General features: G+C 67.4%; 19 protein-coding genes and 1 riboswitch. Of the genes, 3 read left to right on the forward strand and 16 right to left on the reverse strand.

The genetic code is table 11. The features are described from left to right. Position 1 precedes the first annotated feature (1 nt). From QNM97_RS13175 to rsmD, 16 genes are all read right to left on the reverse strand, one after another. Positions 2-340: a P-II family nitrogen regulator gene (locus tag QNM97_RS13175; protein WP_005176661.1), complete on the reverse strand. Its 339-nt coding sequence runs from the start codon at positions 338-340 to the stop codon at positions 2-4. Positions 341-400: 60 nt separating this feature from the next. Continuing rightward, a complete protein-coding gene (locus QNM97_RS13180; RefSeq protein WP_208790882.1) occupies positions 401-1,747 on the reverse strand; it encodes an ammonium transporter in 1,347 nt (448 codons plus the stop codon). 265 nt (positions 1,748-2,012) lie between these two features. Then, complete coding sequence (gene ftsY / locus QNM97_RS13185; protein WP_283818930.1) at positions 2,013-3,548, reverse strand: signal recognition particle-docking protein FtsY; 1,536 nt, start codon at positions 3,546-3,548, stop codon at positions 2,013-2,015. Positions 3,549-3,622: 74 nt separating this feature from the next. Continuing rightward, positions 3,623-7,234 carry a chromosome segregation protein SMC gene (smc, locus tag QNM97_RS13190; RefSeq protein WP_283818931.1) on the reverse strand — a complete coding sequence of 1,204 codons (3,612 nt, stop codon included), beginning with the start codon at positions 7,232-7,234 and terminating at the stop codon, positions 3,623-3,625. Between the two features lie 49 nt (positions 7,235-7,283). Continuing rightward, positions 7,284-7,598: an acylphosphatase gene (locus QNM97_RS13195; protein ID WP_283818932.1), complete on the reverse strand. Its 315-nt coding sequence runs from the start codon at positions 7,596-7,598 to the stop codon at positions 7,284-7,286. 16 nt (positions 7,599-7,614) lie between these two features. Further along, on the reverse strand, positions 7,615-8,094 hold the full coding sequence (locus QNM97_RS13200; RefSeq protein WP_244331953.1) for an OsmC family protein: 480 nt from the start codon (positions 8,092-8,094) through the stop codon (positions 7,615-7,617). A 91-nt stretch (positions 8,095-8,185) separates the two neighbouring features. Then, positions 8,186-9,097 (reverse strand): bifunctional DNA-formamidopyrimidine glycosylase/DNA-(apurinic or apyrimidinic site) lyase, encoded by a 912-nt coding sequence (mutM, locus tag QNM97_RS13205; protein ID WP_283818933.1) that lies wholly within the window; start codon positions 9,095-9,097, stop codon positions 8,186-8,188. Positions 9,098-9,118: 21 nt separating this feature from the next. Next, on the reverse strand, positions 9,119-9,850 hold the full coding sequence (rnc, locus tag QNM97_RS13210) for a ribonuclease III (protein ID WP_283818934.1): 732 nt from the start codon (positions 9,848-9,850) through the stop codon (positions 9,119-9,121). Next, positions 9,847-10,479 (reverse strand): YceD family protein, encoded by a 633-nt coding sequence (locus QNM97_RS13215; RefSeq protein WP_208790876.1) that lies wholly within the window; start codon positions 10,477-10,479, stop codon positions 9,847-9,849. Before QNM97_RS13215 ends, rnc begins: the two co-directional genes overlap by 4 nt. 75 nt (positions 10,480-10,554) lie before the next feature. Further along, positions 10,555-11,370, reverse strand: coding sequence for a DivIVA domain-containing protein (locus tag QNM97_RS13220; RefSeq protein ID WP_208796114.1), 816 nt, complete (start codon positions 11,368-11,370; stop codon positions 10,555-10,557). Between the two features lie 134 nt (positions 11,371-11,504). Next, positions 11,505-12,224, reverse strand: coding sequence for a GNAT family N-acetyltransferase (locus tag QNM97_RS13225; protein WP_283818935.1), 720 nt, complete (start codon positions 12,222-12,224; stop codon positions 11,505-11,507). Between the two features lie 93 nt (positions 12,225-12,317). Beyond that, on the reverse strand, positions 12,318-13,373 hold the full coding sequence (locus QNM97_RS13230) for an ABC transporter substrate-binding protein (protein WP_283818936.1): 1,056 nt from the start codon (positions 13,371-13,373) through the stop codon (positions 12,318-12,320). A gap of 106 nt (positions 13,374-13,479) precedes the next feature. Next, positions 13,480-14,277, reverse strand: a complete 798-nt coding sequence (locus QNM97_RS13235; RefSeq protein WP_283818937.1) for an amino acid ABC transporter ATP-binding protein — start codon at positions 14,275-14,277, stop codon at positions 13,480-13,482. Next, positions 14,274-15,281 carry an amino acid ABC transporter permease gene (locus QNM97_RS13240; RefSeq protein WP_283818938.1) on the reverse strand — a complete coding sequence of 336 codons (1,008 nt, stop codon included), beginning with the start codon at positions 15,279-15,281 and terminating at the stop codon, positions 14,274-14,276. The genes QNM97_RS13235 and QNM97_RS13240 overlap by 4 nt, the downstream gene beginning before the upstream one ends. 135 nt (positions 15,282-15,416) lie before the next feature. Then, positions 15,417-15,525, reverse strand: a riboswitch (SAM riboswitch). A 112-nt stretch (positions 15,526-15,637) separates the two neighbouring features. Then, complete coding sequence (gene coaD / locus QNM97_RS13245; RefSeq protein ID WP_208790871.1) at positions 15,638-16,126, reverse strand: pantetheine-phosphate adenylyltransferase; 489 nt, start codon at positions 16,124-16,126, stop codon at positions 15,638-15,640. 12 nt (positions 16,127-16,138) lie between these two features. Further along, entirely contained in the window at positions 16,139-16,744 is a 606-nt protein-coding gene (gene rsmD / locus QNM97_RS13250) for a 16S rRNA (guanine(966)-N(2))-methyltransferase RsmD (RefSeq protein ID WP_283818939.1), read from the reverse strand. Positions 16,745-16,978: 234 nt separating this feature from the next. Here rsmD and ectA point away from each other — a divergent pair, with 234 nt between their 5' ends. The 3 genes from ectA to QNM97_RS13265 all read left to right on the forward strand — a co-directional run bounded on the left by ectA (position 16,979) and on the right by QNM97_RS13265 (position 19,464). Then, complete coding sequence (gene ectA, locus QNM97_RS13255; RefSeq protein WP_283818940.1) at positions 16,979-17,506, forward strand: diaminobutyrate acetyltransferase; 528 nt, start codon at positions 16,979-16,981, stop codon at positions 17,504-17,506. A gap of 243 nt (positions 17,507-17,749) precedes the next feature. Continuing rightward, complete coding sequence (gene ectB, locus QNM97_RS13260; protein ID WP_283818941.1) at positions 17,750-19,033, forward strand: diaminobutyrate--2-oxoglutarate transaminase; 1,284 nt, start codon at positions 17,750-17,752, stop codon at positions 19,031-19,033. Beyond that, on the forward strand, positions 19,030-19,464 hold the full coding sequence (locus QNM97_RS13265) for an ectoine synthase (protein ID WP_208790868.1): 435 nt from the start codon (positions 19,030-19,032) through the stop codon (positions 19,462-19,464). Before ectB ends, QNM97_RS13265 begins: the two co-directional genes overlap by 4 nt. Positions 19,465-19,525: the final 61 nt, after the last annotated feature.

The raw sequence follows: 19,525 nt of genomic DNA on the forward strand, positions 1-19,525 counted from the left end.
GCTACAGTGCGTCGGCGCCGCGCTCGCCGGTACGGACGCGCACGACCGACTCCACCGGCGAGACCCAGACCTTCCCGTCGCCGATCTTGCCGGTGCGGGCGGCCTCGACGATGACATCGACGACCTTGTCCACGGCGGCGTCGTCCACGACGACCTCGACCCGCACCTTCGGGACGAAATCGACCGAGTACTCGGCGCCCCGATAGACCTCGGTGTGGCCCTTCTGACGGCCGTAGCCCTGGACCTCACTGACGGTCATGCCCAGGATTCCGGCCTGCTCGAGACCTGCCTTGACGTCTTCGAGCGTGAACGGCTTCACGATTGCGGTGATCAGCTTCATGAGTTAACCCTCTCCAAAGGATTCGGCTGGGATTCAGCGTAGTGGTCGGCGGGTGAGGAATCACGCCAACTCATACGCCGTCTCCGCGTGTTCGGCCTCGTCGATACCGCTCTTCTCCTCGTCATCGGCGATACGCCAGCCGAGCGGCTTGAGGATGAAGGCGATGATGGTGGTCAGAACGCCTGTGAACGCGAGCGCGAACAGCGCGATCACAACCTGAACGACCAGCTGCTTGTAGTCGCCGCCCCAGAACAGGCCGGTGTCCTTGGCAAGGAATCCGATACCGATCGTGCCCCAGAGCCCGGCAACGAGGTGCACGCCGACGACATCGAGTGAGTCGTCGTAGCCGAACTTGTTCTTCAAGCCGATCGCCACCGCCGCCAGCGCACCGGCGATCACGCCGAGGATCAACGATCCCACCGGGGTGAGGTTGCCGCACGCGGGGGTGATCGCCACCAGTCCCGCGACGATGCCCGAGGCGGCACCAACGCTGGTCGCGTGCTTGTCTCGAACCCATTCCACGCCCAGCCAGCCGATCATCGCCGCTGCGGTCGCGGCGGTCGTATTGACCCACACTAGTCCGGCGGACACGTTGGCGGCCAACGCCGAACCCGAGTTGAAGCCGAACCATCCGAACCACAGAAGAGCTGCGCCGAGCATGACGAACGGAATGTTGTGCGGCCGGTAGGCAGTCTTGCCGAAGCCCACACGGGCGCCGACGATGAGCGCGAGAACCAAGCCCGCCATACCGGCGTTGATATGGACCACGGTGCCGCCGGCGAAGTCGATCGGTGCGACGTTGGCCTTGCCGTCGGTCGATCCGAACATCCACGAGGCGAAGCCCTTTTCGGCCGCGGACATGATTCCGCCGCCCCAGACCATGTGCGACAGCGGGAAGTAGACGATGGTCGACCACAGCACCGAGAACACCAGCCATGTCGAGAACTTCACACGCTCGGCCACAGCACCCGAGATGAGGGCGACGGTGATGACCGCGAAGGTCAGCTGGAAGCCGAGGAACACATACGACGGGATCGTCAAGCCGCCGGTCACGACGAGATCGGTTGCCGCACCGTCCTTCATTGGCCCGGGGATCGTGTCGGACAACTGTCCCGAACCGAACAGAGCGAAGGGGTTGGAGAAGATACCCCCGATGTCACTGTCGCCGGTGATGCCGTTGCCGAAGGCCTCCGAGAAGCCCCACAGCACATACACGACGCTCACCGTCGCGACCGAGCCGAAGGACATCATCATCATGTTCAGCACGGCCTTGCCGCGGGACAGGCCCCCGTAGAAGAACGCCAACGCAGGCGTCATCAGAAGCACCATCGACGCGCTGGCGAGCATCCAAGCGGTGTCACCCGCGTCCGGAGTTCCAAAGGCTGTGTCTGGCAGAGCCAATATCACTTGCTTACCTCCCTATACAGCGCCGACGGCTCGGCGCCTGCAAAGAGAGTGTCGGCAGTCGGTTTCAGGCGTGGTGCCCTGGCGTTTCGGATATGTGAACCGCTGACTGCTTTATATTTCGCTGACGTTAAATCCCTGGTCGCTATGCAGCGGCACGCATGATTGTGCAGCGCAAAACCCACACGTTCACACATTCGCAAGAGCCGATGAGGAGGCCCCGGATCCGTCGTGCCGGAGCCGATCGTTTGTCCGGCCTCGGTCGCGCTCAGAGGAGCGCGTCGACGAACGCCTCGGGCTCGAACGGCGCGAGATCGTCGGCACCTTCGCCGAGACCCACCAGCTTCACCGGAACACCGAGTTCCTCCTGGACGTGGAACACGATGCCGCCCTTGGCGGTACCGTCCAGCTTGGTCAGGACCACTCCGGTGATGTCGACGACCTCGGCGAACACCCGGGCCTGGGTGAGACCGTTCTGCCCCACCGTCGCGTCGAGAACCAGCAACACCTCGTCGACGGGCGCCTTCTTCTCCACGACGCGCTTGACCTTGCCCAGCTCGTCCATGAGTCCGGTCTTGGTGTGCAGGCGACCTGCGGTGTCGATCATGACCACGTCGACGCCCGAGTCGATGCCCTTCGCGACGGCGTCGAAGGCGACCGATGCCGGATCGGCCTGTTCCTTGCCGCGCACGATGTCGGCTCCCACCCGCTCCCCCCAGGTCTGGAGCTGATCGGCGGCGGCCGCGCGGAAGGTGTCGGCGGCGCCGAGCAGCACCCGTCGCCCGTCGGCGACGAGCACTCTCGCAAGCTTGCCGGTGGTGGTGGTCTTTCCGGTGCCGTTGACACCGACGACCAGGATCACGGCCGGCTTGTCGGCGTGCGGTAGGGCGCGCACGGATCGGTCCATCTCGGGGTGGAGCTGATCGACGAGAACACGCTTGAGCAGCGCCCGGGCGTCATCGGCGGTGCGTACCGGGTTGGTGGCCAGATCGGTACGCAACCGCTCCACGACGGCAGTCGTCGACGCGGTGCCGAGGTCGGCCATCACCAGGGTGTCCTCGATCTCTTCCCAGCTGTCCTCGTCGAGGTCGCCGGCGCCGAGCAACCCGAGCATGCTCTTGCCGATCGCGCCCTGCGAGCGCGACAGACGGCCGCGGAGCCGACCGAGGCGCCCCGCGGTCGGCGCGATCTCCTCGCGAGCGGGCGCCTCGGCGGCACCGGAGGCATCCGCCGGGACCGCCGGAGCGCTGTCGGCGGCAGCGGAAGCGCCGTCGGCGACATCGGGAGCGCCGTCGGCGACATCGGGAGCGCTGTCGGCGACATCGGGAGCGCTGTCGGCGGAAGCAGGAGCGCTGTCGGCGGAAGCAGGAGCGCTGTCGGCGGGTGCGGGGGCGCTGTCGGCGGTGGTGGGAGCGCTGTCGTCGGTGGTGTCGGGGAGGCTGACCTCGGAGATTCCACGCTTGACCGAGTCACGCGGGATGGAGGCGTCGTCGCCGACGGCCGGCTGGCCGTCGGTCTCGGTGCGCTCCTGCGACGGCAGCACCGGCTCGACGGTCGGCGTCGGGCCGGGTGCCGGTGGCGGCGCGGTGGCGGTACCCGCCCCGCCCTGGCTGAAACTGAAACCCGACCCGGCCTGGTACCCGCCCGATCTGTCGACCTGCGGCTTGCTGCCGTCGGCGACCTGGCGCTCGGGCTGGTCGGTGAGCGAGATCCGCCGCCGCCGGGCGAGCACGATGCCCACCACGATGAGCGCGAGGATCACGACCACCGCGACGACGATGCCGATGATGATGTCGGTGTTCACTGGTGCACTGGTCCTGTTCTCCGTCGGTCTTGCGGTCCGTCGGTCTCGCGGTCGGGGGTGTCCGTCGGGATGTGTCAGTCGGTCGCGGGATCTGGGGTCGCGGCGACCGGGACGTCGACCCCTCGCAACCGTTGGGAGATCACCGTGGTGATCCCGTCGCCGCGCATGCTGACGCCGTAGAGCGCGTCGGCGACCTGCATCGTCGGCTTCTGGTGGGTGATCACGATCAGCTGCGACCGTTCCCGCAGTTGCTCGAACAGACTGATCAGGCGTCGCAGGTTGGTGTCGTCGAGTGCCGCCTCGACCTCGTCCATCACATAGAACGGCGACGGCCGCGCACGGAAGATGGCGACCAACATGGCCACCGCGGTCAACGATTTCTCGCCGCCGGACAGCAGTGACAGCCGTTTGACCTTCTTCCCCGGTGGCCGGGCCTCGACCTCGACTCCGGTGGTGAGCATGTCGCCGGGCTCGGTGAGGACCAGACGGCCCTCTCCCCCGGGAAACAGCGTCGAAAACACCTGTGCGAATTCGCGTTCCACGTCGGCATAGGCCTCGGTGAACACCTGCAGGATGCGGGCGTCGACCTCTTCGACCACCGACATCAGGTCCTTACGGGCGGCCTTGACGTCCTCGAGCTGCGCGGAGAGGAAGGTGTAGCGCTCCTCGAGTGCGGCGAACTCCTCGAGTGCGAGGGGGTTCACCCGGCCCAACGTGTTGAGGTCTTTCTGTGCCTTCTTGGCCCGTGACTCCTGGGTGGCGCGGTCGAAGGGCATCGGCGCCGGGGCCACCACCTGATCGCCACGCGCCTTGGCGGCCTCGTACTCGGCCATCTCGAGCGCCGACGGCGGCATCGGCACGTCGGGCCCGTATTCCGCGACGAGGTCGTCGGGCGCCATCGCGAACTGCTCGAGTACCTGCTCCTCGAGTTGTTCGATCCGCAGTGTGGCCTGTGCGCGGGCCACCTCGTCACGGTGCACGGCGTCCTTGAGCGTGCTCAGCCGCTGCGAGAGGGTGTTGACGCGACTCTTGAGTTCGTCGACGGCCGCGGTGCGGGTGGCCCGCACCTGCTCGAGCTCGTCACGCCCGGCCTGCGCGGTGGCGACGGCGGCGGCCACCCGCTCGGACACCTCCGCAGCCGACGCGGCCACGGCGGCGGCGACCGTGGCGGCCTGTCGTCGTGCCTCGTTCTGACGACGCACCCGTTCGCGGGAGTCACGTTCACGCTGCGCCGCACGCCGCAGCGATTCGGAACGTCCGCGCACCGACGCGAGACGCTCTTCGGCGGTGCGCATCGTCAGCCGTGCCTCCATCTCGGCGCTGCGGGCCGCGGCCACCGCCTCGGCTGCCAGCGTGCGTTCCCCCGAATCGACCTCGCCGGTCGGTTCGTCGGTGCCCTCGCCCTGGGCGAGTGCCAGACGTTGTTCGAGTTCGTCGAGTTTCGCGGCCGTCTCGGCGCGGCCGGTCTCGACGAAGTTGCGCTGGCGGGTGAGCCGGTCGGCCTCGGCCTGCGCCGCGCGGATCTCCTGTCCGAGCCGGGCGAGATGTTCGTATGCCCCGCCCACGGCGCTGTCGGACTCGTGCAGAGCGGCGAGTGCCTGTTCGGCGGCTTCCCTGCGCTGTTGCTGTTCGGCCAACGCACCCTGCAGGGCGGCGGCGAGTTCTTCGACCCGTCGGCGGGTGGCGGCGAGATCGGTGGTCGCGGTGTCGATCGCCGACTGGACCTCCAGCGTCGACGGCAGGTGCGATGATCCGCCTTCGATGGTCGCGCGGGACACCCGGTCGCCGTCGCCGGTGACCGCGCGTACGCCGAGCGCTCCGGCCACCTCGACGGCTGCCTCGGTGGTGTCCACCAGGACGGTGTCGGCGAGGATCAGCTCGATCGCGGGCCGGATGGACGGTGCGCAGGTCACCACCGACGACGCCCACACCGCTCCGTCGGGAAGCGGGTCGGTGCGCGGCGAGGGGGCGTGGGTCAGGCCGCCGACGATCATCGACGCCCGGCCACCGTCACCGGCTTTGAGCAACTCGAGGGCGTGCAGCGCCGACGACGGATCGGCGGCGGCGATCGCATCGACCGCACCGCCGAGCGCACCGGCGATCGCGGTCTCGTAGCCGGCCTCGACGGTCAACAGCTCGGACATGGGACCGAGGAGTCCGTCGGCCACATTCTCCATCAGCCAGGCACCGCCGTCACCACGCTCGAGGCCCACCGACAGTGCCTCGATGCGCGCGGTCAACGACGCGATCCGCTGTTCGGCCTCGCGTTCCTCGGCCTGCAGCGTCGCCACGCGCTCGTTGGACAGGTTGAGCGCGCTGACACAGCGCTCGTGGTGTTCGTCGAGGCCCTTTTCCGAGGCTTCGAGCTCACCCAACGACTCGGCCACCTCGTCCTGCTGGGTTTGCGCGATCTGCGAACGCTCGACGGCGGCGGCGATGGCCTCGGTCAGACGTGTGGTCTCGGCGTCGACCGAATCGGCCTTGGTCCGCAGATTGTCGACCTGCCCTTCGAGGCGGGCGAGTCCCTCCCGCCGGTCGGCGATGGCCCGCACCGCGGCCAGGTGCGCCTGCTCGGCTGCTGCGGCAGCCCGTTCACGTTGCGCCAGTTCGTCTTTGGCACCTTCTAGGAACTCTGCGGCATTCTCCACCGCGGCCGTCATCTCTGCCTCGGTCTCCGCGGCCTCATCGGCCTGGCGTTCGAGGTCGTCGGGGTCGGGACCGCTGGACGCGGTGACCGGCTCATCGAGGTAACGGCTGCGTTCGGTGGCGACGCGGGCGGTGGCGTCGACCCGCTCGGCCAACGCCGAGAGCGTGAACCACGCCTGGCCGGCGGCCTCGGCGGCGGGCACCACTTGTGCGAGATGCTCTTCGTGGTCGGCGAGTTCACCCGATACGGCGTCGAGTTCGGCGGAGACCTCGTCCTGTTCTCGGCGGATGTTGTCCTCGACGGCGGTGTGTTCGGCCATCTCGGAGCGGCGGGTCACAAGGTCGTCGGCGGCCAGCCGCAAGCGGGCGTCGCGGAGGTCGGCCTGGATGGTCTGGGCGCGGCGTGCCACCTCGGCCTGGCGTCCGAGTGGTTTGAGCTGGCGGCGCAGTTCGGCGGTCAGGTCGGACAGACGGTCCAGGTTGGCCTGCATCGACTGCAGTTTGCGGACCGCTTTCTCCTTGCGTTTGCGGTGTTTGAGGACACCCGCGGCCTCCTCGATGAAGGCGCGGCGATCTTCCGGCCGGGACTCGAGGATGGCCGCGAGGCGCCCCTGCCCGACGATGACGTGCATTTCCCGGCCGATTCCGGAGTCCGACAGCAGTTCCTGGACGTCCATCAGTCGGCACGAGCTGCCGTTGATCTCGTATTCGCCCGCTCCGTCGCGGAACATGCGGCGGGTGATCGACACCTCGGAGTATTCGATGGGCAGCGCGCCGTCGGAGTTGTCGATCGTGAGGGTGACCTCGGCGCGGCCCAGTGGTGGCCGTCCCGAGGTGCCGGCGAAGATGACGTCCTCCATCTTCCCGCCCCGCAGCGCCTTGGCACCCTGCTCCCCCATCACCCAGGTCAGCGCGTCGACGACGTTGGACTTGCCGGACCCGTTGGGCCCGACCACACAGGTGATCCCGGGCTCGAAGCGCAGAGTGGTCGCCGACGCGAAGGACTTGAAGCCCTTGAGAGTGAGCGACTTGAGGTGCACGACGGTACAGCCTACTCATCTGGAGACGACGCGGGGCCCGCCCCCGGGCCTACTTCTCGACGAATCCGGTCACACCGGCGCGCGGGGCGTCGTAGGAGTCGACGACGAGATCCACGCGCCCCGGCGTCGCGTCGGAACGCAGGAGCGCGACGAGTGCGCGCACCGCCTCGTCCGGTCCCTGGGCCACGACGCGCACCCGACCGTCGGGTTGGTTGGCGGCGTATCCGACGAGGCCGAGTTCCAGTGCGCGGGAACGTGTCCACCAGCGGAACCCGACTCCCTGCACGTGTCCGTGGACGTAGGCGGTCAGCCGGACCGCATCATGGCCGTCCGTGCGGTCGGTGCTGTCGGCGTCGTCGGTCATGGCGTGTCGTCCAGCCTCACTCGGTGTCGATGCGCAGGCCGACCTCGGCCCCGGCCTTGATGGTGCGTCCGACGGTGCACACCGCGTCGATCGCGCGCTCGACCACGACGAGTAGGCGTTGCGCGGCCTCCGGATCGAGTTCGGACAGGTCCACTTCGAGTACCTCGTCGAGGCGCGGGTACACCTCGTTGTCCCGGTCGGCGGTGCCGCTGACCCGGATCGTCGCGTCGTAGTCGTCGCCGAGCCGTCGCGACAGCGGCCGGTCCGAGGACATGCCGGTGCACGCGGCCAATGCGATTTTCAGCAGCTCACCGGGGGTGAAGACGCCCTCGACGTCGTCGGAACCGACGAGTACCTCGGCTCCTCGCGACGAGCGACCGGTGTAGCGACGCGTTCCGGTGCGCTCCACCCACAGCTCGGTGTGCTGATGCGGCGCGGCGGCCGCGTCGCCCTTGTCGGCCGCGCCCTGCTGCTCGGCGTGATTCTCGACGGTCATCCTGACTTCGCTCCTTCGTCCATGATCCTCGTGGCACCCAACGTCGCGGGCGGGCGGATGCTTCCGCGACGCCGGCAACCGGCGGCGCGCGTCACATCCGTGGTCGGCGCTGACACTGCGGACATGAGAACGAACTGCGGTTCATGAAGTGCTCACGACGCATGATCCGTCCGCACCGCCGGCACGGCTGGCCCTCGCGACCATAGGCGTTGAGCGAACGCTCGAAGTAGCCGGACTGTCCGTTGACGTTGACGTAGAGCGCATCGAAGGAGGTGCCGCCGACCTTCAGTGCTTGCGCCATGACGTCGGTGGCCGCATCGATCAGCTCGCGAATCTTCTTGGGCGACAATGTGTCGGTGACCCTGGTGCCGTGTAGCCGGGCGAGCCACAGGGCCTCATCGGCGTAGATGTTGCCGACCCCGGAGATGATCGTCTGATCGAGCAGTGCTCGTTTGATCTCGGTGTGTCGCGCACGGATCCTCGCGACGACGGCCGAGGTGTCGAAGCCCGGGTCGAAGGGGTCGGGCGCGATGTGTGCGATCGACGCGGGCACGCGGGGTAACACTCCGTCATCCGAATCCGTTGCAGCAGATGCATTCTCGGGCATGAACGGGTCGGGTACATGCTCGTCGACGTGCCAGCCGCCGAACGTGCGCTGATCGACGAAGCGCAGCTCGTTGCCGTCGGCGAGGTGTGTGCGGATACGCAGGTGGGTGTGATCGGGTGCGCCCGCCCGTGCGATGAGCATCTGGCCGCTCATCCCGAGGTGGACGACCAGCGCGGCGTCGTCGGTGTGGTCGGCGACGTCGAGCCAGAGGTATTTGCCACGACGGCGCGCAGCGGTGACGGTCTTTCCCGCGAGCCGCGACGCGAGATCGGCGGATTCGCCCGCATGGCGGCGCACCGCTCGGGGATGGAGAACCTCGACCGCGGTGATCCGTTGCCCGACAACATGGTCGGCCAGACCCAGACGTACGGTCTCGACCTCGGGCAGTTCAGGCATCGACACCCCGGCGCGGTGTGGTCACGACGCCCCGGCGCGGTCGGTCAGGGTCTGCCAGGCCAGCGCCGCCGCCTTTTGCTCGGCTTCCTTCTTGGTCCGACCGACACCTTCTCCGACGCTCTCGCCGGCCACCACGGCGACCGCGGTGAATTCCTTGTTGTGGTCCGGGCCGGTCGAGGAGACCTGATACTGCGGGGGGCCGAAACCGTGCTCGGCGGTGAGCTCCTGAAGCGAGGTCTTCCAGTCCAGACCGGCGCCGAGATCGCCTGCACGATCGATGATCTCGTCGAAGAGGTCGCCGATGACGCGCTGCGAGACCTCGAGGCCGTGTTCGAGATAGACCGCACCGAACAATGATTCGAGACCGTCGGCGAGGATGGAGTCCTTGTCGCGACCGCCGGTGAGTTCCTCACCTCGGCCGAGGTAGAGGTAGGCGCCGAGACCGTCGCCGGAGAGGCCGCGGGCCACACCGGCGAGCGCATGCATGTTCACCACGCTTGCCCGGATCTTGGCCAGTTCACCCTCGGGCCGGTCCGGGAAACGCAGATACAGCCGTTCGGTGATGACCACGCCCAGCACCGAGTCGCCCAGGAATTCCAGGCGCTCGTTGGTCGGCAGCCCGCCGTGTTCATAGGCATAGGAGCGGTGTGTCAGGGCCAGGGTCAGCAGTTCCTCGGAGATGTCGGCGCCGAGCGCGGACAGCAACGGAGCGCACGACGCGGGTTGTTTTCCCCGGCGTCTGCCTTCGCTCACTGCGGACCCCGGGACTGTTCGGGATCGGTGCCGGACGACTCCTCATCGACATCGGCGAACTTCTGGGCGAGTGAGGCCCAGCGCGGGTCGATGATCTCGTGTCCGTGGCCGGGTTCGGCGGTGGCCATGCGCACACCGCACACGGTGCACAGACCCTCACAGTCCTCGGTGCACAACGGCGACATCGGCAGTTCGAGCGCGACCGCATCGATGATCGACTGCTCGAGGTCGATCCGGTCGTCGTCGATGCGGTGGATCTCGTCGGCGTCGGTCGTCTGCTCGGTCTCGCTGTCCGGGTAGGCGAAGAGCTCGGTCAGGAAGACGGTGACGGTTCCGTCGACGGGCTCGAGACACCTCGAACACTGGCCCTCGGTTTCACCACACACCGTGCCGCTGACGAGAACTCCCTCGCTCACCGACTCGAGCCGCAGGTCGAGATCGACCTCGGACGCGGCCGGGATACCGATCATCTCCAGTCCGAGCCGCTCGGGTGTCACGGCGGTCCGGTGTACCTCGGTCATCGTCCCCGGACGTCGTCCCAGAGAGCGGATGTCGAGCACGAAGGGATCACGGGCGCGCGCGGATGCCTCACCCGTGCTCACACCTGGGGTCACTGCGTTTTCGGCCACAGATGCACCATACGCCCGGGTCAGCGAATCCTCGAATGAGCTCGCCCGGCCCGTGTCGGCACCCGGTCGATGGACTCAGACCGCGAGCGGCGAGACGTCGTCGGCAGCCTCGGACCGGGCCCGTCCGCGTGCCTGATCGTGATCGACGCTGCGGGGATATTCGACGTAGTCGTGCATGCCCGCTCCGGTACGCAGCTGATGGCGCCCGCGGTTCACCGACCGCAGGGTGTTGGTGAGGGTCTCCTCGAACTGCGCCAGCTTCTCGTCGACGTAGACGTCGCAGTCCCCACGCAGCCGGTCGGCCTCGGCATGCGCGGCGTCGATGATGCGCTCGGCCTCGGACTTCGCTGCGGCGACGACCTCGGCCTCGGACACCAGACGCTGTTGTTCGGCGATGCCGTCGGCGACCGACTTGTCGTAGGTGTTGTTCGCGGCGTCGATGGTGCGCTGCGCCTCGGCGCGTGCCCGCCCGGTGACGGCCTCGAATTCGCGGGCCGCACTGGACGAGAGTCGTCGAGCTTCTTCGGTCGCATCCTCGACGAGGGACTTACCGTGGTTGCTCGCCTCGTCGACCATGCGATCGGCCTGCGACTTGGCATCGGCGAGGATGCGGTCGGCCTCGGCACGGGCGTGGGCGAGGACCGCCTCGGACTCGGAGTCGGCGTTGCCGATCACGGTGTCGGCGTGCGAACGCGCATCCTCGAGCATCGAGTCACGGCTGTCGAGGACGTCCTGGGCGTCGTCGAGCTCGCCCGGGATCGAGTCCTTGATGTCGTCGAGCAGTTCGAGCACATCTCCCCGAGGGACCACACATCCGGCGGTCATGGGGACACTCCGCGCTTCCTCGACGATCGCGACGAGTTCGTCGAGCGCTTCAAATACCCGGTACACAGCCACCCCAATCCGGCTCACGCCAATGGTCATCTGGTGAAACGTCTGTGACTATTGTGCCGAATGGGATGTGTGTGACTCCGGAGGTAGCAGTGATCGGCGTGTCGCATGGTGCGCCGACGAGGCCCGAACGATCAGTCGGGCACCCGGAACGATCCGAAGACGAGATCCTTGCGTAGTTCGAAGCCCAGTGATTCATAGAGGCGGATCGCCGTGACGTTCTCGGCGGCGGTGTGCAGGAACGGGATCTCACCGCGCCCGACGATCCCGTCGGCGACAGCGAGAACCAGACGCGACGCCAGCCCCCGACCCCGATGTGCCGGATCGGTGCACACGGCGCTGATCTCGGTGGCGCCGGCGGGATGCAGTCGCTCCCCTGCCATCGCGATCAAGGCGCCGCCCTGCTTGAGACCGAGATAGGTGCCCATCTCGATGGTCCGCGCCAGGAACGGCCCGGGACGGGTCCGGGCGACGAGGTCGAGCATCTCGGGTACGTCGTCGTCGGTGAGGATCACCGCTTCCGGATCCGGCCCGGGGCGGACGGCGCGGGCGATCATCTGCACGCCGGGCAATGCCATCGTCGTCGTCCACCCGGGCGGCGGCGTCGGCATCGATCCCGAGATCGGCAGTGTGCCACCGGGACCGAAGAGTTCTGCGGCGTCCGCCCAATCCGTGGGGTCGGGATCGGCAGGGAACGCCGCGAACACCGAGACGTCGCGTCGATAGCGCAGCACCCGTCCGCGCCGTTGCGCAAGATGCCGATGGTGACCGGTCAGCGACGATCGGACCGCGTCGTCGAGGACGTCCGCGCCCGATCGGGCCATCGGCGAAGCATCTGCCGTGCACTCACTCATGACTCGATGATGTCCCATCGGCACACCTCCGTGCCCATCGCGCCCTTCCCGGTTCCGGCCCGCTCCATCCCGCCCGTCTCCATCCCGCCCACGTCAGCTGTCATTGCGCGGCAGCCCGGGCGGATTGACCTGTGACGTGGGCACGGCCTCGGCGGAGAGGTTCCACGCCGCCAGCCACTTCGCGTACACACCCGTGGTGATCAGGTGGTTGATCGCGTCGGCGAGCGGCGCGACGAGTCCGTCACCCTTCTTCGTCGTTGCCGCGATCAATCCCTGCAGCGTCGACCCGGCCCCGGAGAATGTGCCGGCGACACGGGTGGCCTTGGGGGTGCCCGCGGTCTGACGGACGTGATACGAGATGCTCGGATTGGGTGCGAGGTAGGCGTCGATCTTGCCCGAGGCGAGGGCCAGGTTGATCGAGTTGGCGTCGGGGAAATAGACGACGTCGAGGGTCTTGCCCTCGGCGGCGAGCTTGTCGCGCCATTCGAGCAGTAGGCGTTCCTGGTTGGTGCCCGACCCGACGGCGACCTTCTTGCCCGCAAGGTTCTCGTAGTTGCCGTCGAAGTTCCAGGAGCTCGCCTTGAGCACCTCGAAGGCGATCTCGTCCTTCCGGTAGGTCGCGAAGTCGTATTTCTCCTTGCGCTCTTCGGTCACGGTGATGTTGGAGAATCCGACATCCGTTCGCCCGCTGTCGATTCCGACGAAGAGGTTCTCCCACGTGGCGTTGGTGATCACCGGCTTGAGTCCGAAGACGGCCGCGACGAGGCGCCCGAGGTCGGGTTCGGCGCCGGTCAGCGTGTGCTGATCGGAGCCGATGTACGCCAAGGGCGGGTATCCCGAGGGCAGTGCCCCGATCCCGATCGACAGCTCCCCGGAGTCACGCACCGCCGCAGGCAGCGCGTTGCGAATCGAATCGACCTGCGGCACAGTCAGATCGATTTGGTTGGCGGCGCCGTTGGACACTGCCCCGATGACGACGTCGCCCGGCTTTCCGGATGGTTCGGCGGCATCGGTGGAACCGCCCGAGCACGCGGTAAGCAGACCGCCGACGAGGCCGAGTGCCACGGTGACGGCACCGAGCCGTGTCGCGGCACGTCGACGAGCGCGCGTTCGAGCGGTGACGCGATCGGTGAAACGCGTTGGTGACATGGAGTTGCTCCGTTTCTGGGGTGTGACGGCAGGGAGGATGACGACGTGCCCCGGAGGGGTCGCCGACGGTGGTGGCGATCGGTGTGTGGCGATCGGTGTGTGGCGGTCAGAGCACTCGGAGCAGGAAGTCCTTGGTGCGCTGGTGAGTCGGGTGGTCGAGGACCTGCTCCGGGGTGCCCTGCTCGACGATGCGCCCGTCGTCGAGGAAGACGATGGTGTCGGCGACCTCGCGGGCGAAGCCGATCTCATGGGTCACGACGATCAAGGTCGTGCCGGTGGCGGCGAGATCACGGATCACCGCGAGGACGTCGCCCACGAGCTCGGGATCGAGGGCCGAGGTCGGCTCGTCGAAGAGCAGCACCCCGGGCTCGACGGCCAGTGCCCGGGCGATGGCGACCCGCTGTTGCTGACCACCGGAGAGCTGGCGCGGATATGCGTCGTACTTGTCCGAGAGTCCCACGCGCGCAAGGAGTGCGCGGGCAGCGCTCTCGGCGTCGCCGCGGCTGATCCGGCCGGTCGAGACCAGTGGTGCCGCGACGTTCTGGCCTGCGGTCAGGTTGGAGAACAGGTTGAACGACTGGAAGACGTAGCCGATGCGGCGTCGCTGTCGCAGGATCTCGCGTTCGGGCAATTCCCGGAGCCGGCCGCCGGTACGGCGGACGCCGATCAGTTCGCCGCCGACGCTGACGTGGCCTGCGTCGAGCCGTTCGAGATGGTTCACGGCACGGAGCAGGGTCGACTTGCCCGAGCCCGATGGTCCGAGGATGACCGTCACCTCTCCCGGGCGGATCGTGAGGTCGATGTCCTTGAGGACGTGGTGGTCGGCGTAGAAGCGGTGGGCGCCCACGATTTGCACCTCGACACCGGCCGACGTCGTGTCCGGGGTGATGGCGGCGCGCGTCATGCGGCACGCTCCCAGGGACGCAGGGCGATGCTCCGTCGAGCGCCGGCAACAGCGAACCGCAATCGCTGTATCGGCGTCGGGGGCAGGGTGCGGACCGCCCCTCGCGCGAAGTAGCGCTCGACGTAGAACTGGACGATCGAGACGGCGCTGGTGAGGATCACATACCAGACCGTCGCCACCATCAGCAGCGGGATGATGTCACCGGAGTAGGTGCTCGACTGGGTCGAGACCACGCCGAACAGATCGAGTAGCGACACGTAGTAGACCAGCGACGTCGACTTGATCAGTCCGATCAGCAGATTCACATACGACGGCACGATGGAGCGCAATGCCTGCGGCAACGTGATGCGCAGAAAGTGGTATCGCCGTGGAATGCCCAGTGCGGCAGCGGCTTCGTGTTGACCTGCATCGACCGACAGGATGCCGCCGCGCACGATCTCGGCGGCGAACGCCGCCTCGTGGATGGTGATACCGATGACGGCGATCAGGAACGGAGTCGCCAGATCTGCCTCGGAGAAATGAAACAGTCCCGGCCCGAATGGAATACCGATACTCAGACTCTGGTAGAGCGCCCCGAAGTTGAACAGGATGAGAAGCAGGACGATCAGCGGGATCGATCGAAAGAACCACACGTATCCCCAACTGACCGCCGCGAGCACGGGATTGTTCGACAGCCGCATCAGCGCCAGGACGATACCCACGGCCAGAGCGAGCACCGCACTGTACGCCGCGACCTCCAGTGTGACCCCGAGACCTTCGAGAACGACGGGGCGAAAGAACCAGTACCCGAATCGATCCCATTGGAAGAATGCATTGGTGGCCAGGCCGTGGACCAGCTGCGCGCCGACGACGAGCACGATCGCGGCGAGAATCCACCGGCCGGGATGACGCAGGGGCGCAACGCGTTCGGCGGTCGGCGGCGTGGACGTCCCCGACGACGACCGCGGGTCCCCCGACGGCGCCGGGAGAGGACCGGCACTCGTGGACGGCGATGGGGCGGACATGGCGGCACTCTCCTTCACACGGGAACGGGAACACACGCGAGGAGATGCGTGCCCGCCGCCACCCCGGGGCGCATCCCGCGGCAACCGACGACCACGACGGCACGACGACTTCTCACGAAGTCGTTGTGGCCGTGTCCATCACGCTTATCGGGATACACCCGATCCGGTCGTCACCTGGGGCACCCCACCGCGATGCGAGGGTTGCCGGTCAACCAGCCAGGGCTTGACGTTGACACTCATGACCGTCGTGCTCACGCTACTGCCGCGCGCCGCCGCGGTCAGCATTTACATTCGCCGAGGAGTGAAAGTCTCGTGGCGTCGGGTCGGGCACCACCATTCCTCGGACGCCGCGGTTGTCAGATGCTGCGTTCACCGGCCAGGATCGCCTCGAGGCGTCGGTGGATGTGCGGGGAGAGAAAGGGTGTGACGTCGCCGCCGAGCTTGGCGACTTCTTTCACCAGTGAACTCGAGACGTGTGCGTAGCGGGGATCGGTCAGCAGGAAGACGGTTTCGACGTCGGCCAGCTCACGATTCATCTGCGCCATCGGAAGCTCGTAGTCGAAGTCCACCGACGAGCGCAGGCCCTTGACGATGGAGTGGATCGCGTTCTCTCGGAGATAGTCGACGAGCAGGCCGGTCCACTGATCCACCCGCACGTTGGGCAGATCGGCGCAGTCCTCCCGGATGAGTTCGAGTCGCTCCGGGACCGAGAACAGTCCGCGCTTGTTGGGATTGACGACCACGGTGACCACCAGTTCGTCGAAACACGCGGCCGCCCGCTCGACGACGTAGCGGTGCCCACGCGTGAAGGGATCGAAGGAGCCGGGGATCACCGCGCTGGTCATACTCTGCAGAACCTACCCGCCCGCCCCGCCGGTGACTCGCGCGACCTGCACCGTGGTGTCGCCGTAGGACTTGTCGGTGACGATCTCCCAGCCGGCCGGCCAGTGTGTCGTGGCCCGTCGGCCGCGCTCGAGCACCAGCAGGCCGCCGTCGGCGAGCCAACCACCCGATCCGAGCGCCGTCAGGTCGCCGTGCACCTCGTCGTCGGTGAGCGCATAGGGCGGGTCGGAGAAGATCACATCGAAGCCGCCCGTCACATCCTCGTGGTGCACGACATCCACGCAGGCCGGGGCACCGGCGGCCAGGAACGCCGACACCGGTGCGGTGATCACCCGACCCACCTCGGCGACGCCGAGCGCCCCCAGATTGGCGGTGACGACAGCGGTGGCGCGACGACGGTTGTCGACGAACACGGCCGAGGACGCACCACGGGAGAGTGCTTCGAGGCCCAGCGCACCGGACCCGGCATAGAGGTCGAGGATCGCGGCGCCCTCCAGATCGATCCGGGCGTCGAGAATGTTGAACACCGCCTCACGCACCCGATCGGAGGTGGGCCGGGTCCCGGCGTCGGGAACCTTCAGTGGGCGTCCGCCGTGGCGGCCGGCGATGATCCGGGTCACCGGACCATTCTCCCATTGCCGATTCGGGTGGGCGGCGACCCTTGACGGGCGGCGCCGGCGGGGCGTCACCGCCGCGTGGCTGCCGGACATTTCGCCCACCCGCAGCGAGTCGTCGCAAGCTTTTGTGTCCCGCATCACATACACCGGATGAACTGGGCATTGAGGGGACATTTCCCCACCGATTTACGCAGGCAGGTGAATTCGTCGACACACGTTGTTAACGTCGAATGCGTTATGAGCCCGTCCCACACAAGAACGGCCCCATCACCCCTTCTCACTCTCGACTACCGAGTTCCCTCGGTGGCCGACGGTACCCGACTCTGGGAGATTGCCAAGGACTCCCAGGTGCTCGACGTGAATTCCAGCTACGCCTACGTGCTGTGGTGCCGAGACTTCGCCGAGACGTCCATCGTCGCCGAGGTCGACGGCCGCACTGCAGGATTCGTCACCGGATATCGGCGTCCCTCCGACCCGTCGACCCTCATGGTCTGGCAGGTCGCGGTCGACGACGCCTATCGCGGCAACGGGATCGCAGCAACGATGCTGCACCGGCTCTTCGATCGTGCCGCGCGCCGCGGGGTGGTGGCCATGCACACCACCATCAGCCCCGACAACGTTGCCTCGCAACGATTGTTCGCGTCCGTGGCGGCCGCTCGCGGACTCCGGTTCGCCCGGCGCGACCTGTTCGCCGCCGGCGACTTCCCGGACGCACACGAGCCCGAGGATCTCTACCTGCTCGAACCCGAGGTACCCGAACCCTGAGGCCGGGCAACGGGAGTCAGCTCCCGAGCGGATTCTGATCCGACCCCGCACACGGTCAAGAATGCGGCCGCTCAACACTTGTCGCTCACCCGTCTCCGAGAATCGCTGTTGCACAGCGACGGTCGCGTGCAACAGCGCTTCACTCGCCGCACCGTGGTGCGCTCCCGCGGCACCGGCACGTCGACGGATCGGCGCGTCGACGGATCGGCGGCCCCACAGATTTCCCACATTGGAGGAATAACCATGAATGACCAACCCACCGACAAGAAGACCTCCATCGACGACTCGGTCTTCACCCAACACGAATCCGAGGTCCGCAGTTACTGCCGTAGCTGGCCGACGGTGTTCGGTCAGGCCCGCGGATCGTGGCTGACCGACACCAGCGGTGATCGCTACCTGGACTTCTTCGCCGGGGCCGGTGCGCTCAACTACGGCCACAACAATCCGGTCCTCAAGTCCGCGTTGCTCGAGTACATCGAGTCCGACGGCATCACCCACGGCCTCGACATGGCCACCGTGGCCAAGGGTCGGCTGATCGAGGAGTTCACCTCCAAGATCCTCGCGCCGCGTGATCTGGACTACAAGATCCAGTTCCCCGGACCGACCGGCACCAACGCCGTCGAGTCGGCACTGAAGCTGGCCCGCAAGGTCACCGGCCGTGAATCGATCGTGAGTTTCACCAACGCCTTCCACGGTATGACCCTCGGCTCGCTGTCGGTGACCGGCAACTCGATGAAGCGCGCCGGCGCGGGAATCCCGCTCGTGCACGCGACCCCGATGCCGTTCGACAACTACCTCGGCGGGGCCGTCGAGGACTTCAGCTGGTTCGAGCGCGTGCTCGACGACTCCGGCAGCGGACTCAACCTGCCCGCGGCGGTCATCGTCGAGACCGTGCAGGGTGAGGGCGGTGTCAACGTTGCGCGTGCGGAATGGTTGCGTGCGCTCTCCGAGCTCTGCCGGCGACGCGACATCCTGCTGATCGTCGACGACGTGCAGATGGGTTGCGGCCGCACCGGTGAGTTCTTTTCCTTCGAGGAGGCCGGGATCAAGCCCGACATCGTCACGCTGTCCAAGTCGATCAGTGGATACGGGTTGCCGCTGGCACTCGTGCTCATCCGCCGCGACCTCGACGTGTGGTCGCCGGGCGAGCACAACGGCACCTTCCGCGGCAACAATCCCGCGTTCGTCACCGCGGCCAGGGCCATCGAGCACTACTGGTCCGACGATTCGCTCTCCCGTGACGTCCACATGAAGGGCCGACAGATCAACGAGGTCCTCTCCACGCTGGCCGCCCGTCACGAGGGTGTGTCGACCCGTGGCCGCGGCATGGCGCGCGGCCTGGTGTTCGCCGAGCCCGCCGACGCCGGCAAGGTGTGCGCCGCCGCCTTCGGCGCCGGTCTGCTCGCCGAGACCTCGGGCCCGTCCGACGAGGTCGTCAAACTCCTTCCGCCGCTGACTATTTCCACCGAGGATCTCGACCACGGGTTGGGAATCCTCGCCGATGCCACCGAGGAGGTGCTCGCATGATCGTCCGCACCACAGACGAGATCACCGGAACCGACCGAGACGTCGCCGACCCCAAGGGCAATTGGGTGTCCAAGCGCATCGTGCTCGGCGGCGACCGGGTCGGGTTCTCGTTTCACGAGACCACCATCAACGCCGGCAGTGTCAACGAGTTCCACTACGCCAACCACATCGAGGCCGTGTGGCTCGTCGAGGGCACCGGCACCCTGCTCGACCGGGAGACCGGCCAGACCTACCCCCTGGCGCCGGGCACGATGTATCTGCTCAACGGTCACGAGCGGCACACCGTCACCGCGGAGACGCAGATGCGCATGCTGTGCGTGTTCAATCCGCCCGTGGTCGGCACCGAGGTCCACGACGCCGACGGTGTCTATCCGCTGGTCACCGTGCCCGAACAGCCATCCGGCAAGCACGCCGAGACCGCCGACGTCTGACACGCCGGCCGTCACGGGTCGTCCACGAGTTGCCCGTGCACTCCCCTGCCACTCACCGTGT

This window comes from Gordonia sp. L191, from assembly GCF_030077625.1.
In the GTDB taxonomy this organism is placed as follows: domain Bacteria; phylum Actinomycetota; class Actinomycetes; order Mycobacteriales; family Mycobacteriaceae; genus Gordonia; species Gordonia polyisoprenivorans_A.